Source organism: Citrobacter sp. KTE151 (genome assembly GCF_000398845.1).
Taxonomy (GTDB): Bacteria; Pseudomonadota; Gammaproteobacteria; order Enterobacterales; family Enterobacteriaceae; genus Citrobacter; species Citrobacter braakii.
Genome location: NZ_KB976059.1, coordinates 542,465 through 558,897, shown reverse-complemented (window position 1 = coordinate 558,897; position 16,433 = coordinate 542,465). Strand labels below are relative to the sequence as shown.

Genomic DNA, 16,433 nt, shown 5'->3' with positions numbered 1-16,433 from the left:
GATGAATACCACCCAACTTACGGCGCTGTGCCAACGTCATCAGGGAATATTACTGGATGCAGACAATGAAGTGGTGCACATCGCCGTCGTGGACGCTCCATCCCACGAATTGCTGGAAGCACTGCATTTTGCCACCACCCGACGTATCGACATCGTCTGCTGGACGCGTCAACAAATGGAAGGCCACACGCATACGCCACAGAAAATGCTCCCGGCAGTGGTCACGAAAAGCAGCGCCAGCGCAGCAGATTTGCTGAATCAGACGTTTCAATCCGCGCTGGTGCAACGGGCTTCTGATATTCATTTTGAACCAGCGGAAAATCACTATCGAATCAGATTACGTGTGGATGGCGTACTGCATGCTTTACCGGACGTCACGACCGAGATGGGTATCGCCATCACTGCCAGACTAAAAGTTTTAGGCAGTCTGGATATTGCCGAGCACCGACTTGCGCAAGACGGCCAATTTACCGTTGAAATTTCAGGAGAGCCGGTCTCGTTTCGCATCGCCACCCTGCCCTGTCGCTTTGGCGAAAAAGTGGTGCTACGGCTACTGCATCAGGTCGATCAAGCGCTGGAAATCACCGCGCTGGGAATGCAGGACGCGCAGCTGGCAGCATTTTCACAAGCGTTGCAGCAGCCTCAGGGGCTGATTCTGGTCACCGGACCGACCGGAAGCGGTAAAACGGTCACGCTGTACAGTGCGCTGCAGACCCGAAACACTCCGGACGTTAACCTCTGTAGCGTGGAAGATCCAGTAGAGATCCCGATCGCAGGTCTTAACCAGACACAAATTCATCCACGTGCCGGTCTCACTTTTCAGGGAGTATTGCGCGCGCTGCTGCGCCAGGATCCCGACATTATCATGGTGGGTGAAATCCGTGATGGCGAAACGGCTGAAATAGCCCTTAAAGCCGCACAAACCGGTCATCTGGTTCTATCAACACTACATACCAATTCCACCACAGAAACACTAATACGCTTGCAGCAAATGGGGGTTGCACGCTGGATGATCGCCTCCGCGCTGACGCTCGTTATTGCGCAGCGGTTGGTGAGAAAATTGTGTCCCCATTGCCGACAACGCCTGGAAACGCCGATCATGCTCCCGGAAGCGATCTGGCCTACGCCACTGCCTCGTTGGCAGGCTCCGGGCTGCCAACATTGCTATCACGGATTTTATGGCCGTACGGCATTGTTTGAAGTTCTCCCCGTGACACCTGCATTGCGCCAGAGCATCGCCAACGGTACGTCCGTAGACGGAGTGGAATCGAATGCTCAGCAACTGGGGATGAGCACGCTTTTCGAAAATGGTTGCAAGGCCGTCGAACAAGGGTTAACAACATTTGAAGAGTTGGTACGCGTACTGGGCATGCCCCATGTCAGCTAAACTGCTTTGGCGCTGGCAAGGTATTAGCAACGAAGGTAATCCACTGGAAGGCGTACTTTGGGCCGATACCCGCCCCTCATTGATACTTGCTCTCGAGCAACGGCATATTACGCCGCTGCGCATTAATCGTATGCGTGTCAAAGCCTCACAATGGAGCCGTGAAAAAAGCGCTGAAACCATACATCAACTGGCAACGTTGCTGAAAGCAGGGCTAACACTCTCGGCAAGTTTAGCTTTGTTGGCTGAACAGCATCCCAGCGGCCAATGGCAAGCGCTACTGCGCACGCTGGCTCACGATATGGAACAGGGTATTTCTCTCTCCACCTCGCTATCTCAGTGGCAACACGTTTTTCCACCTCTTTATCAGGCAATGATCCGTACCGGAGAGCTTACGGGTAAGCTGGACGACTGCTGCTTTGAACTCGCCCGCCAGCAGAAGAATCAACAGCAACTGGCGGATAAAGTTAAAAAAGCCCTACGCTACCCGATATTCATCATCACGATGGCAGTGATGGTGGTATTCGCGATGCTGCAGTTTGTACTCCCTGAGTTTGCCGCCATTTACCAGACGTTTAACACCCCGCTACCGGCACTCACTCAGTGGATTATTGCCATCGAGCACTTTAGCAGCCAATGGGGATGGCTGGCGGGAGCATTCAGCCTGATAGCGGGTGCGGCATATCACCTGATGAAGCAGCAGCCATACTGGCTCACTCTGCGCCAGAAATTGCTGCTCGGCTTCCCGGTCATAGGACCGATGGTGAGAGGGCAAAAACTCACGCAGATTTTCACTGTTCTGGCGTTAACGCAAAATGCAGGTATTCCTTTTCTGCAAGGCCTTGAGAGCGTCACTGAAACGCTGGCCAACCCTTTCTGGTCACAACGCTTAGCGCAGGTACATCACGACATCAGCGCCGGAAAACCGGTCTGGTTAGCGCTAAAAAATTGCGATGAATTCAGCCCATTGTGCATACAGTTGGTCAGAACAGGTGAGGCTTCCGGCTCGCTGGATACAATGCTGCGTAATCTCGCCCATCACCACGGCGAGAAAACATTGTCTCAGGCAGAGAATCTGGCTGCACTACTAGAGCCTGCGTTACTGGTCATTACGGGGCTGATAATCGGTACGCTGGTCGTTGCGATGTATTTGCCGATTTTTCATTTAGGAGATGCGATGAGCGGGGTGGGATAAATTCAAATGCCGGATGGCGCACAGCTTATCCGGCATGTCATAGTACTACCTGTTCTTACAGGCTATTGAAAACGCGGTTTTCTTGTTCCTGTACACGAATAAACGTTGTACGTTTGGTCAGTTCTTTCAGGCGAGATGCACCGACATAGGTACAGGCAGAACGCAGGCCGCCAAGGATATCGCGTGCAGTGTTATCAACCGGGCCACGCAGAGGCAACTTAACTGTTTTACCTTCCGCAGCGCGGTATTGTGCAACACCACCAACGTGACGCGTCATGGCTGATTCAGAGCTCATGCCGTAGAACAGCATGAATTTCTCACCGTTCTCTTCAACAATTTTGCCGCCGCTTTCTTCATGACCGGCCAACATACCGCCGAGCATAACGAAGTCCGCGCCACCGCCGAACGCTTTTGCCACGTCACCCGGCATTGTGCAGCCGCCGTCACTGACAATCATGCCGCCCAGACCGTGAGCTGCATCGGCACATTCAATAACCGCAGAAAGCTGTGGGTAGCCAACGCCGGTTTTTACACGTGTGGTACATACAGAACCCGGGCCAATGCCGACTTTAACAATGTCCGCGCCGGAAAGAACCAGCTCTTCACACATTTCCCCAGTAACCACATTGCCCGCACAAATTGTTTTTGTCGGCCATGCTTCACGCGCTTTCGACACAAACTGAACAAAATGCTCTGAGTAGCCATTTGCCACATCAATGCAGATAAAGTTCAGCGCCGGGTTGAGCGCCAGAATCTGTCTGGTTTTTTCGAAATCGGCATCAGAGGTGCCGGTTGAAACCATTACATGTTTGAGCACATCAGCAGAGCTCTCTGCGATGAAAGCAGCCCAGTCTTCAACAGAATAGTGTTTGTGTACCGCAGTCAGGATGTCGAAGGATGCCAGCGCCGTTGCCATGGCAAACGTCCCGACAGTGTCCATGTTCGCGGCAATAATCGGTACGCCGGACCAGGTCTGACCTGAGTGCTTAAAGGTAAATTGACGTTCCAGCTCAACATCGGAACGGCTTTTGAGAGTAGAACGCTTAGGGCGGATAAGAACGTCTTTGAAACCTAACTTCAGATCTTCTTCGATACGCATGTGCGGATTCCTGGGGTTAATGGCGAAAAATCGAAACTCACAACTCCAGTGACGCTATCATACGCACTAATCAATGCCGCGCAAGACTGCGAAATTCTCTTTTTTTACGCTACAATCCCATAAATTTACCTGGCGAATAGTAGGTTAATCCTGCAGCAACCTCGCCGTCTCACGCGTAACTTTTAACTGTTTGATAATCAAACTTAAACTCCAGGATCTGCATCTATGAGGTATACGGTAGCCTTAACCGGCGGCATTGGCAGTGGTAAAAGTACCGTTGCAAATGCGTTCGCTGACCTCGGAATAAACGTCATTGATGCAGATATTATTGCGCGCCAGGTGGTTGAACCCGGTACCCCAGCCCTTAAGGCGATCGAAGAACATTTTGGTACCGAAGTTATAGCTACCGACGGATCGTTGCAGCGACGCATTTTACGCGAACGCATTTTTTCCAATCCTGAGGAGAAAAGCTGGCTGAATGCCCTGCTCCATCCGCTTATTCAGCAGGAAACGCAGCGCCAGTTTCAGCAAGCAACCTCCCCTTATCTGTTGTGGGTTGTACCTTTGCTGGTGGAAAATTCGCTGTATAAAAAAGCCAACCGCGTACTCGTGGTGGATGTTACCCCCGAGACACAGCTCAGACGCACTATGCAGCGCGATGACGTCACGCGTGAGCATGTTGAACAAATTCTTGCTTCCCAGGCAACGCGCGAAGCGCGTCTGGCCGTGGCAGACGATGTTATTGATAATAATGGCGCACCGGAGGCCATCGCCTCGGATGTCGCCCGCCTGCACGCGCTCTATTTGCATTGCGCGTTGCAGTTTGTCTCACAGGAAAAACCGTAATGCACACCCAGGTCCTTTTTGAACACCCTCTCAATGAGAAGATGCGTACATGGCTGCGCATTGAGTTTTTAATCCAACAGCTCTCCGTTAATGTACCCATAGCGGACCATGCAGGCGCACTGCATTTTTTCCGCAACATCGGAGACTTACTGGATGTATTTGAACGCGGCGAAGTCCGTACCGAACTCCTCAAAGAGCTGGAAAGACAACAGCGTAAACTCCAGGCCTGGGTTGAAGTTCCCGGCGTCGATCAAAACAGGATCGACGCATTGCGCCAGCAGTTAAAAAGTGCGGGCAGCATTCTGATTTCGGCTCCGCGCATTGGACAGACGCTGCGCGAAGATCGTCTGATTGGCCTTGTACGTCAGCGTTTAAGCATTCCTGGCGGATGCTGCAGCTTCGATCTGCCGACCCTGCATATTTGGTTACATCTACCGCAGTCGCATCGCGACGCGCAGGTTGAAACCTGGCTTGCAAGTCTGAATCCGCTCAATCAGGCACTGTCGCTGGTGCTGGATTTAATTCGCAACTCTGCGCCATTCCGTAAGCAAACCAGCTTAAATGGTTTTTATCAGGACAACGGCGAAGATGCCGATCTGCTTCGCTTGCAGCTGCCGCTTGATTCGCAGCTTTATCCGCAAATTTCTGGTCATAAGAGCCGCTTTGCTATTCGCTTTATGCCGCTGGATAGCGAGAATGGCCAGGTGCCTGAGCGTCTCGATTTTGATCTGGCGTGCTGTTAAGGAGTCAACATGTCTGAACAAACCATCGTCAACTGCCCAACCTGCGGCAAACCCGTAGTGTGGGGTGAAGTCAGCCCGTTTCGCCCATTCTGCAGCAAGCGCTGCCAGTTAATCGATCTGGGTGAGTGGGCCGCAGAAGAGAAACGTATCCCAAGCTCTGGTGATCTGTCGGAAAACGACGACTGGAGTGAAGAGCAGAAGTAATTCAGCTAAAACGTAGGGCGGGCAAGCGTAGCGACCCCGCCCTAATTTGCCGGATGGTGGGGTTGCCTAATCCGGCCTACGAACACCATTATCCAGTAATCAGCTTTTCAATTACCGGCGCATTCGCAGGCGGAAAATCTTCTGCATTCAGAGCATCTTGCGCAATCCACTGCGCCGGTTGCCCCTCTTTCCCCCACGGTTCGCCTTCCCAGCTTTCAACCAGCCAGAACCACAGAGTGATATGCCGGTCCGGAAACTGGTACTCCAGCTTTTCGAACAGTGAGCTTTGAGTCAGCGTAATGCCTACTTCTTCCTGTAACTCGCGAATCAGCGCCTGCTCCGGCGTTTCGCCCGCTTCAATTTTCCCGCCGGGGAACTCCAGCTTATTTGCCATGTGGGCATCAGCCGCACGCTGGGTTATAAAAATTTCATGGTGCTGGTTGCGAATAATCCCGACGGCGATCTGCAGTATTTTCATCTTTATCGTCCATAAAAAAGGCGCAGAATTCTGCGCCTTTTCAGTAAGTTATTTTCTTAGCTCAGACGGCCATGGCACTGTTTGTACTTTTTCCCGGAACCGCAAGGACACGGATCGTTACGGCCCACTTTACGATCGCCAGTTTGTGCTGCCAGCTCTTCTGCCGCGGCAGAATCGTCACCTTTATGGCTCAACTGCTGCATCTGCGCTAAACGTTCAGCGTCTTCACGACGTTGCTGCTCCATCGCTTCTACTTCTTCAGGCATACGTACCTGAACTTTGCTCAGGGTGCTGATCACTTCGTACTTCAGTGATTCCAGCATTGATGCAAACATAGAGAAGGATTCACGCTTGTATTCCTGCTTCGGATCTTTTTGCGCATAACCACGCAGGTGGATACCCTGACGCAGGTAGTCCATCGCCGCAAGGTGCTCTTTCCACAGAGAATCGAGAGTTTGCAGCATCACGCCTTTTTCGAAGTGACGCATCATCTCCGCGCCCACAACTTCTTCTTTACGCTGATAAACTTCGATGGCGTTTGCCAGAATACGTTCGCGCAGCGTTTCCTCATGCAGCTCAGGCTCTTTATCCAGCCACTCTGAAATAGGCATTTCCAGATCGAAGTCGTTTTTCAGACGTTCCTGCAGACCCGGAATATCCCACATTTCTTCCAGAGACTGCGGCGGAATATAGGCATCAATTGTCGCTTTGAAGACATCCTCACGGATGCTATTAATGGTTTCGCTAACGTCAGTTACGTCCAGCAGTTCGTTACGCTGGGTGTAGATTGCGCGACGCTGGTCATTGGCAACGTCATCATATTCCAGCAATTGCTTACGAATATCGAAGTTGCGGCTTTCTACTTTACGCTGCGCGTTTGCAATCGCTTTAGTTACCCACGGGTGTTCAATTGCTTCACCAGGCTTCATGCCCAGTTTACGCATCATGCCGGACACACGGTCAGAAGCAAAAATACGCATCAGCGCATCTTCCATCGACAAATAGAAACGAGAAGACCCCGCATCCCCCTGACGACCAGAACGACCACGCAGCTGGTTATCTATACGACGAGATTCGTGACGCTCGGTACCGATAATATGTAAACCACCTGCAGCTAACACCGCATCATGGCGAACTTGCCACTCGGCTTTGATCTGCGCGATTTGTTCTGGAGTCGGGTCCTCCAGCTCGGCAATTTCCGCCTGCCAGCTACCACCCAGCACGATATCGGTACCACGACCTGCCATGTTTGTCGCGATAGTCACTGCGGACGGATAACCCGCCTGGGCGACGATTGCGGCTTCGTTGGCGTGGAACTTGGCGTTCAGAACGTTGTGTTTGATACCTGCCTTGTTCAGCTCATTAGAAACCACTTCCGATTTTTCAATAGAGATAGTACCAACCAGCACTGGCTGGCCATTTGCAGTACGCTCTTTAATATCTTCAATGATCGCCTGAATTTTTTCCGCTTCAGTCATGTACACCAGATCCGGTAAATCCTTACGGATCATCGGACGGTTGGTCGGCACAACCACGGTATCCAGTTTGTAAATGGAGCTGAATTCAAAGGCTTCAGTATCTGCTGTACCGGTCATACCGGCCAGTTTTTCGTACAAACGGAAGTAGTTCTGGAAGGTAATAGATGCCAGCGTCTGGTTCTCGTTTTGGATATCTACGCCTTCTTTGGCTTCAACAGCCTGGTGCAGACCATCGGACCAGCGGCGGCCCTGCATAGTACGACCGGTGTGTTCGTCGACGATGATAACTTCACCGTCTTTCACGATATAGTCAACGTCGCGGGTAAACAGCACGTGCGCGCGCAGTGCAGCAGTCACGTGGTGCATCAGCATAATGTTGCCCGGAGAGTACAGCGACTCGCCCTCATCCATAATGCCTTCGTTAACCAACAGCTCTTCAATCAGTACCAGACCACGTTCGGTCAGGTTGACCTGGCGCGCTTTCTCATCAACAGAGAAGTGGCCTTCCCCCTGGAACGTGTCAGAATCGTCCTTCTCCTGACGAATCAGGTGCGGGATGATTTTATTCACTTTTTTATACATTTCCGAGCTGTCTTCAGCCGGACCGGAAATGATCAGCGGCGTACGCGCTTCATCGATCAGGATGGAGTCGACTTCATCGACCAGCGCATAGTGCAGTTTACGCTGAACGCGCTCTTCCGGGCTAAACGCCATGTTGTCGCGCAGGTAGTCAAAGCCGTATTCGTTGTTGGTACCGTAAGTAATATCGGCATTGTAGGCTTCACGCTTGGCTGGCGCAGGCAGGCCAGACATGTTGATACCCACGGTCATGCCGAGGAATTCAAACAGCGGGCGGTTATTTTCGGCGTCACGCTGAGCCAGGTAGTCGTTCACGGTAACCACGTGTACACCCTTCCCGCTTAAGGCGTTGAGGTAGGCTGGCAGCGTTGCGGTCAGGGTTTTACCTTCACCGGTACGCATTTCCGCGATGCAGCGATCGTTAAGCACCATACCACCCAGCAGCTGTACGTCGAAATGACGCATGCCGAACACACGCTTACTCGCTTCGCGGACCACCGCAAACGCTTCCGGGATCAGGCTTTCAACGCTGGCGCCTTTTTCCAGACGGGCGCGGAATTCAGCGGTCTTCGCTTTCAGTTCATCATCGGAGAGTTTTTCCATCTCCGGTTCCATTGCATTGATGACATTGACCACTTTACGCATACGACGCAGCGTACGCTCGTTACGGCTACCGAATACTTTTGTTAATAATTTGATTAGCATAATAAAATCTCAAACGCCCCGCGGTGCGGAGTCAAAAATTATAAGTTGGAAGGTTCTTTTTTAGCTGAGGCGTTGAGGGCCAGCGCGGATACCCTGCAGCTGGCTGATCCAGACCGGAACGCTAAATGCGGCCTGAGAGGTAAAATGGGCATATGTCACGCGACTCACGGCCGCGGGCGGTCTGCCTTCTTGCGTCAGCATCGCACTGAGCGTATTCAGTAACGCAAGATGGTGCGCCTGGATTGGCAACGGCTCTTCGGCAACAGGCAGCGCCTGAGGAGCCATAGCAAAAGAAAGATGGCGAATGACCGTACGAATGGCATGCTGATGCCAGTAGTCAACGGTAAAATTCGGGCGGCGATTGGTCGCCTCCAGCAAAGCAAGCTGGCTAAAGTTAACTTTGGCAGATTGATCGTGATTGCTGGCGGTCGCCTTAGCGGGAGTATTAGGTTCAGCAGCATTACCGAGCGCAGGCAGGCCAAAACTAGCCGCGACCATCCCCAACAGGAGATGCGGCCAGAAGTACCGTCTGCCTAACTGTCGCCAACGCGTCAGTATTCCACTCACGTTATTGCCACCTGATATACCCTGCGTTTGGGGTTACAAATGCAAAACCATTTTTTTGCGCATAAATATTACCATTAAAGCGTACGCTCCACAGCAGTAATGACAGCAAGTCGCGGGTAAATATGCTTAAGAAAGCAGCGATCGAACGGTGTTTTAATCTGTCGGTGGGGAAAAAGTCGCTTCAGATAAGGTGGTTTTGCAATCGGAAGATAAAAAAACGACTGGCTCACCTGGCCGGAGAGAGTGCCAGATTTACCAGTCGAATTTATGCGACAGCGTATGTCGTTATGCCAGTACAGTCGAAGGTGCTTTGAACGCCAACGGCAGTTCTGCATCGTCCTGGAAGGTCACATATTCCCAGGCTTCCTGTTTTGCCAGGACTGCCTGCAATAGTTTGTTATTCAGTGCATGACCGGATTTAAACGCGGTGAATGCACCAATAATGTTGTGACCACACATGAACAAGTCACCAATCGCGTCGAGCATTTTGTGACGAACGAATTCGTCTTCAAAACGCAGGCCGTCTTCGTTCAATACGCGATAATCGTCAACAACGATGGCACAATCGAAGCTGCCGCCCAGGCACAGGCCGCGGGACTGCAGATATTCGATATCACGCATGAAACCGAAAGTACGCGCGCGGCTGATCTGGCGCATGAACGCATCCGCAGAGAAGTTCATCGCGTAGCGCTGCGTGCTGGAGTCGATCGCCGGATGGTTAAAGTCGATGGTGAAATCCAACGTAAAACCATTATACGGCTTAAACTCAGCCCACTTATCGCCATCTTCGACACGAACGGTCTCTTTGATGCGAACAAATTTTTTGGCGCTGCTCAGTTCTTCAATACCTGCATCAAGCAGCAGGTAAACGAACGGAGCGGCACTGCCATCCATAATCGGGATTTCCGGGGCGTTAACTTCAATAACGATGTTATCGATACCTAAGCCCGCCAGAGCAGCATTAAGGTGCTCTACGGTTGAAATCCGCACATCATGCTCATTGACCAGACACGTACAGAGCATGGTATCACGCACAGATTTGGCATCGGCCGGGAAATCTACCGGAGGATTCAAGTCGGTGCGACGATAGATGACCCCGGTGTTGGCCGGCGCAGGGCGTAATGTCAGGGTGACTTTTTTGCCGGTATGCAAACCGACGCCAGTCGCCTGAACGATACGTTTAAGAGTCCTTTGTTTGATCATCGTATAATCTCGCCAAATTACCTATCCAACCGAAGTGTACTATACATTCGGTGGGCCAGTTTAGCACAAAGAGCCACAATTCCCAAATTCCAGCTAATTCTTAATCAGCTTGCTTACGCAGGAATGCAGGGATATCCAGATAATCCGGCTCTTTCGTGGTTTGCGGCGTATTGTCGTTAACCACTTTCGCTACCGGTTTCTGCTCTTGCGTCAACGGCGCCATACCGTGCTGCTGGTAACGATCCATTACCGGCTGCTGTACCTGTTTATTGGTCACCAGAGTGATTTCAGGACGCTTGTCCATACCAATTCCAGTCGCAACAACGGTCACGCGCAGTTCGTCGTTCATATCCGGGTCCAGAGAGGTACCGATAACCACGGTCGCGTTATCCGATGCAAAGGCACGAATAGTGTTACCCACGGTTTCGAACTCATCCAGACGCAGGTCGAAGCCCGCAGTAATGTTAACCAGCACGCCGCGTGCGCCGGACAGATCGATATCTTCCAGCAGCGGAGAAGAGATAGCCATTTCAGCCGCTTCTTCTGCACGGTCTTCACCGCTCGCCACGCCAGAACCCATCATCGCGTAGCCCATTTCGGACATCACGGTGCGCACGTCTGCAAAGTCGACGTTCATCAGGCCTGGACGAGTAATCAGTTCAGCGATACCCTGGACTGCGCCTTTCAGCACGTCGTTCGCTGCGCCAAATGCATCCAGCAGGGAGATACCACGGCCCAGTACTTTCAGCAGCTTGTCGTTCGGGATAGTGATCAGAGAGTCCACGTGTTTGGACAGCTCGGTGATACCCTGCTCCGCGAATGCCATACGCTTCTTGCCTTCAAAGTTGAAAGGCTTAGTCACGACAGCAACGGTCAGGATACCTAAATCTTTTGCGACTTCAGCTACCACTGGCGCTGCACCGGTACCGGTACCGCCGCCCATGCCAGCTGCGATAAACACCATGTCTGCACCGTCAAGCGCTGCGCGCAGAGCTTCGCGATCTTCGTCTGCCGCATTACGACCGACTTCCGGGTTTGCACCCGCGCCCAGACCTTTGGTGATGCCGCTACCAATCTGAATGGTCTGTCCAACCGCCGTTTTACGCAACGCCTGAGCGTCGGTATTCACCGCGAAGAATTCAACACCTTCGATGCGCTCACGCACCATGTGTTCAACGGCATTACCGCCGCCGCCACCGACGCCGATGACTTTAATCACCGCGTCGTTGGTTAGTTCCATAGGTTCAAACATAGTTTCTCTCTCCGTTTTACACTTCATCCTTCAAGCCGCCTCTTTGTTGGCTGCCTTCACTCACTCCCGTGACATAGTAAACTATGCTCCAGGAGATTCGCTCAGTTGCCGCCGCGATGCAACTTGAATGACTTTGTGTAGTGCCTGTCGCCTGAGACCGTTAATTTGCGTCGGTCTCTTTAAAAATTAAAACTCTTTACGTAACCAGCTATTCAGTCGCTTGATCCACGATCCGACCGAGGCAGTTACGCGCTTTTCTACTTCAGCCTCACCACTTAAATGGGATTCTTTCCCGTAGTGCAGCAGCCCCACCGCCGTTGAATAATACGGCTCCTGGGCATAATCCGTCAGACCGGTAATATTCAGCGGTGCGCCAATACGTACTTGTGTATGGAACACGCGCTGTGCGCAGGCCGCAAGACCTTCAATTTGCGCAGCACCGCCGGTTAACACAATCCCCGCCGCCAGATGATGTTTCACACCCTGCTGGCGAAGCTGTTCTTGTAATTGCAAAATTTCTTCGTTGACCAGGTTGAGCAGCTCGGTATAACGCGGCTCAATGACCTCTGCCAGAGTCTGACGTTGCAGGCTACGCGGCGGACGACCACCAACGCTTGGCACTTCAACGCTCTCGTCCTTACCCACGATGGAACCCAGTGCGCAGCCATGACGCACTTTGATGGCTTCAGCATCGCTCGGCGGCGTACCAAAGGCATACGCGATATCGCTGGTCACGACATTCCCTGCATAAGGGATAACTTTAGTGTGGCGCAACGCCCCGCCAGTATAAACGGCGATATCCATTGTACCACCACCAATATCCACCACGCAGACACCCAGTTCACGTTCATCTTCCGTCAATACGGAATAACTGGCTGCCAACCCGGCAAAAATCAGTTGGTCAACTTTCAGACCACAACGTTCGACGGCTTTGACAATATTCTTCGCCATGTCGTTGTGGCAGGTAATAAGATGGACTTTCGCCTGCATACGCACACCGGAAAGACCGACCGGATTTTTGATACCTTCCTGGTAGTCGATGGCGTATTCCTGCGGAATGACGTGCAGAACACGATGTTCATCGCGAACGCGTACGGATTTTGCCGTATGTACCACGTTTTCCACATCTTCCTGCGTCACTTCCTCTTCGGAAATGGGCACCATACCAATTTCATTCTGACAGCTAATATGTTTGCCGGAAAGCGCCAGATATACAGAGGAGATCTGGCAATCTGCCATCAGTTCAGCCTGGTCAATGGCGCGCTGTACGCACTTCACCACTGACTCAAGGTCATTCACCCCGCCTTTATCCATACCTCGCGATGGGCAACTGCCCACGCCAATGATATTGACCATACCGTCGGGCAGAACTTCCCCTACTAAAGCGGCTACCTTCGCGGTGCCAATCTCCAGTCCAACTACCAGTTTTCTGTCCGTCGCCTTGATCATTGTTGTTCTGCCTGTGCCTGATTCTGTTGCTGATTAGATTCCTCAGGAGGCAAGGGAACCCAGCCTACTGCCGCTCCTGAGTCATAACGCAAATCAACGTAGCTAATCCGTTTGCCATCGGTTTGCGCCTGCTGCTGTAAAACCGGGTAGAGTTCCACAAAGCGAGCCAAACGTTTTATCGTATCGCCCCTGCCCAAATTCAGCTTAATATCGTTATTCAGCGTCAACTGCCAGGAACGACGAGCGGTCATTGCCGCTTCCTTCAGGGTGAATCTGTCCTTAGCCAGCACCTGCCCCATATCGCGGAACCCTTGCAGCACTTCACTTGCGCTGCCTTCCGGTCCGTACAACATAGGTAATACCTGCTTATTGGCCCGACCGGTTGGGACACTGAAGGTATTTCCTTCGGCATCCACCATATGTTGGTCATTCCAACGCGCTATTGGCACATATTCAACCAGATGAATCTTCAATTCATCAGGCCATTGCTTTCTGACGCTCGCCTGTTTGATCCAGGGGAGGCGTTCAATCTGACTCTGGATGATGTTCACATCCTGAGTCATAAATGTTCCCGGAGCGCCCAGCGCCAGGATGGACTGACGGATATCATCATTGCGCGTGTAATGCCGTTCACCGGTTAACACCAGTTTTGACAATGGCAGGCGCTGCGCATCTTCCATCCATCCCAACACTACCCAGCCGCTGACAAACACGGTGCACAGCACTGTCAGCAGGAACAGTATTCCTGCAAGACGCGTTCCATTATTGCGGCGTGAGGAGTTTACTTCTTCTTCATCACCGTTTCGCGTGTTCAGCGCAGCCTGCGACATATCAGTCCGCCAACTCCAGAATTCTTACCACCAACTGCGAGAAGCTCAGGCCCGCCTGACGCGCCGCCATCGGCACCAGACTGTGGCTGGTCATACCCGGAGAGGTATTCGCTTCCAGCAGATAAAACTGGCCATCGCTGTCCAGCATGACGTCAATGCGACCCCAACCTTTACAGCCCAATGCAGTCCACGCTTTCAGGACTAATTCCTGTAAAAAGGCTTCTTGTTCGACTTCCAGACCAGCAGGGCAGAAATATTGTGTCTCATCAGAGAGATACTTCGCCTCATAATCATAGAAGGTTCCCGCGGGTTGGATACGTATTGACGGTAAAATTTCTTCGCCAAGTATCGCAACTGTAAATTCCGGGCCACTGAGCCATTTTTCAATCAGTACTTCTTCATCATGCTGAAAAGCCAATGCTAATGCACCCTGCAAAGCATTTTCTTCTTCAACTTTTGACATCCCTACGCTGGAACCTTCACGGCTTGGCTTTACAATCAGCGGCAAGCCTAACGCAGAAATTTTTGTAACTGCTTCATCGCTAAGACCTTTTTCGAATTCAGCGCGGGTCAGCGCAACCCATGGGGCGACGGGTAAACCTGCGCCCTGCCACAGCAGCTTGCTGCGCAGTTTGTCCATTGAAATCGCGGAAGCCATGACGCCGCTGCCGGTATACGGCAGGCCAATCAGCTCCAGCATGCCCTGCAATGTGCCATCTTCACCGCCACGACCGTGCAGCGCAATAAACACCTTCTGAAACCCCATAGATTTCAAAAGAGTGACATCGACCTCTTTAGGGTCAACCGGATGGGCATCTACACCACCTTCGCGTAACCCTGCCAATACGGCCGCGCCTGAATTCAGCGATACTTCACGTTCAGCGGAGGTTCCCCCTAACAGGACCGCGATTTTATCAGCCATGTTGTTCTTCCTCCGGGTTTTGCGGCTTCAGTTTGATTTCAGCTAAGGAACGCGCGATTTTGCCGATATTTCCAGCGCCCTGCACCAAAATCAGATCGTTGCCGGTTAATACGGGTGCCAGCATTTCTGCCACCTGGGCCGGGTCGGATACCAGAATCGGATCGATCTTACCGCGGCCACGAATCGTACGGCACAACGAACGGCTATCGGCACCCGGAATCGCGGCTTCGCCCGCGGCATACACATCCAGCATCAACAGCGCATCGACCTGGGTCAGCACGTTAGCAAAGTCGTCGTACAGATCGCGTGTACGCGTAAACCGGTGCGGCTGGAACAGCATCACCAGGTTTTTGTCCGGCCAGCCCGCGCGCGCGGCTTTAATCGTGGCGTCCACTTCCGTTGGGTGGTGGCCATAATCATCAACCAGCATCGCGGTCCCGGCTTTACCGTTCACCGGCTCAAGCGGGAATTCGCCGAGGAAGTCAAAACGACGTCCGGTACCCTGGAAACTTTCCAGCGCGCGCAGAATAGCGTCGTCTTCAATACCTTCTTCCGTCGCGACCGCCACTGCCGCCGCCGCGTTCAGTGCATTGTGGCGACCCGGCGCGTTTAACGTAACACGTAAATCGGCCATCCCCTGACGCACCAGCGTGAAATGCCCTTGTGGACCAATCTGCTGGTAATCTTCAACGCGCACATCGGCATCATCACTGAAACCATAGGTTGTGGTTTGACGGCCAACTCGCGGTAACAGTTCGCGGATCACCGGATCGTCAACGCACATCACCGCACGGCCATAAAACGGCAAGTTATGCAGGAAATTAATAAACGTCTGCTTTAAATTTTCGAAGTCGCCATGGTAGGTATCCATATGATCGGCTTCAATATTGGTGACAATCGCCACCATCGGCTGCAAATGCAGGAACGACGCGTCGCTCTCGTCCGCTTCGGCAATCAAATAACGGCTATGACCCAGGCGCGCATGCACGCCTGCAGCCTTCACCAGACCGCCGTTGACAAAAGTGGGATCCAGACCCGCTTCCGCGTAGATGCTGGAGACCATTGCCGTGGTCGTGGTTTTACCGTGCGTCCCGGCAATAGCAATACCGTGACGAAAACGCATTAACTCCGCCAGCATTTCAGCACGACGAATCACCGGAATACGTGCTTCATGCGCTGCAACAATTTCCGGGTTATCCGCAGAAATAGCGCTGGATACCACCACCACGCTCGCATCGCGCACGTTTTCCGGGCGATGGTTGAAGAAAATCGTGGCCCCCAGATTCGTCAACTGCTGCGTCACAGGATTCGGCGCTAAGTCAGAACCGCTGATCTGATAACCTTCATTGGCCAAAACTTCGGCAATACCGCCCATACCAGCACCACCGATGCCAACAAAGTGAATGTGCCGAACGCGACGCATTTCGGGCACGATGGAACGCAGTTTTGCCAGTTGTTGTGTATTCATTCTTTAGCCATTAACTTCTTAGTTCATGCGA

The 16,433-nt window shown here is 52.4% G+C and carries 15 protein-coding genes; 5 read left to right on the top strand and 10 right to left on the bottom strand.

Translation table 11 applies throughout. The features are described from left to right. Position 1 precedes the first annotated feature (1 nt). Positions 2–1,387, top strand: a complete 1,386-nt coding sequence (gene gspE, locus WC7_RS21665) for a type II secretion system protein GspE (RefSeq protein WP_016151709.1) — start codon at positions 2–4, stop codon at positions 1,385–1,387. Continuing rightward, a complete protein-coding gene (gene hofC, locus WC7_RS21670; protein ID WP_016151708.1) occupies positions 1,377–2,579 on the top strand; it encodes a protein transport protein HofC in 1,203 nt (400 codons plus the stop codon). The genes gspE and hofC overlap by 11 nt, the downstream gene beginning before the upstream one ends. A 55-nt stretch (positions 2,580–2,634) precedes the next feature. Here hofC and WC7_RS21675 read toward each other — a convergent pair whose 3' ends face one another. Beyond that, positions 2,635–3,678 (bottom strand): GMP reductase, encoded by a 1,044-nt coding sequence (locus tag WC7_RS21675; protein WP_016151707.1) that lies wholly within the window; start codon positions 3,676–3,678, stop codon positions 2,635–2,637. A 225-nt stretch (positions 3,679–3,903) separates the two neighbouring features. Here WC7_RS21675 and coaE point away from each other — a divergent pair, with 225 nt between their 5' ends. Genes coaE through yacG form a run of 3 tightly spaced genes read left to right on the top strand, consistent with a single transcriptional unit; the run spans position 3,904 to position 5,471 of the window. Next, positions 3,904–4,524 carry a dephospho-CoA kinase gene (gene coaE, locus WC7_RS21680; RefSeq protein ID WP_016151706.1) on the top strand — a complete coding sequence of 207 codons (621 nt, stop codon included), beginning with the start codon at positions 3,904–3,906 and terminating at the stop codon, positions 4,522–4,524. Then, positions 4,524–5,267 (top strand): cell division protein ZapD, encoded by a 744-nt coding sequence (zapD, locus tag WC7_RS21685; RefSeq protein WP_016151705.1) that lies wholly within the window; start codon positions 4,524–4,526, stop codon positions 5,265–5,267. Before coaE ends, zapD begins: the two co-directional genes overlap by 1 nt. 9 nt (positions 5,268–5,276) lie before the next feature. Further along, positions 5,277–5,471: a DNA gyrase inhibitor YacG gene (yacG, locus tag WC7_RS21690; protein ID WP_016151704.1), complete on the top strand. Its 195-nt coding sequence runs from the start codon at positions 5,277–5,279 to the stop codon at positions 5,469–5,471. An 88-nt stretch (positions 5,472–5,559) separates the two neighbouring features. On the opposite strand, the gene mutT is transcribed toward yacG, so the two are convergent. The 9 genes from mutT to murC all read right to left on the bottom strand — a co-directional run bounded on the left by mutT (position 5,560) and on the right by murC (position 16,402). Then, entirely contained in the window at positions 5,560–5,949 is a 390-nt protein-coding gene (gene mutT / locus WC7_RS21695; protein ID WP_016151703.1) for an 8-oxo-dGTP diphosphatase MutT, read from the bottom strand. Positions 5,950–6,005: 56 nt separating this feature from the next. Next, positions 6,006–8,711, bottom strand: coding sequence for a preprotein translocase subunit SecA (gene secA, locus WC7_RS21700; RefSeq protein WP_016151702.1), 2,706 nt, complete (start codon positions 8,709–8,711; stop codon positions 6,006–6,008). Positions 8,712–8,771: 60 nt separating this feature from the next. After that, the gene (secM, locus tag WC7_RS21705; RefSeq protein WP_016151701.1) at positions 8,772–9,278 is read right to left on the bottom strand and encodes a secA translation cis-regulator SecM; all 507 of its coding nucleotides are present in this window, start codon (positions 9,276–9,278) and stop codon (positions 8,772–8,774) included. Between the two features lie 285 nt (positions 9,279–9,563). Then, positions 9,564–10,481, bottom strand: coding sequence for a UDP-3-O-acyl-N-acetylglucosamine deacetylase (lpxC, locus tag WC7_RS21710; protein WP_016151700.1), 918 nt, complete (start codon positions 10,479–10,481; stop codon positions 9,564–9,566). A 100-nt stretch (positions 10,482–10,581) separates the two neighbouring features. Then, positions 10,582–11,733: a cell division protein FtsZ gene (gene ftsZ / locus WC7_RS21715; protein WP_003018753.1), complete on the bottom strand. Its 1,152-nt coding sequence runs from the start codon at positions 11,731–11,733 to the stop codon at positions 10,582–10,584. Positions 11,734–11,919: 186 nt separating this feature from the next. Continuing rightward, a complete protein-coding gene (ftsA, locus tag WC7_RS21720) occupies positions 11,920–13,182 on the bottom strand; it encodes a cell division protein FtsA (protein ID WP_003018755.1) in 1,263 nt (420 codons plus the stop codon). After that, complete coding sequence (ftsQ, locus tag WC7_RS21725; RefSeq protein ID WP_003018758.1) at positions 13,179–14,012, bottom strand: cell division protein FtsQ; 834 nt, start codon at positions 14,010–14,012, stop codon at positions 13,179–13,181. Before ftsQ ends, ftsA begins: the two co-directional genes overlap by 4 nt. Before the next feature lies 1 nt (position 14,013). Further along, positions 14,014–14,934 carry a D-alanine--D-alanine ligase gene (locus tag WC7_RS21730; protein ID WP_016151699.1) on the bottom strand — a complete coding sequence of 307 codons (921 nt, stop codon included), beginning with the start codon at positions 14,932–14,934 and terminating at the stop codon, positions 14,014–14,016. Then, positions 14,927–16,402: a UDP-N-acetylmuramate--L-alanine ligase gene (gene murC, locus WC7_RS21735; RefSeq protein WP_016151698.1), complete on the bottom strand. Its 1,476-nt coding sequence runs from the start codon at positions 16,400–16,402 to the stop codon at positions 14,927–14,929. The genes WC7_RS21730 and murC overlap by 8 nt, the downstream gene beginning before the upstream one ends. Positions 16,403–16,433: the final 31 nt, after the last annotated feature.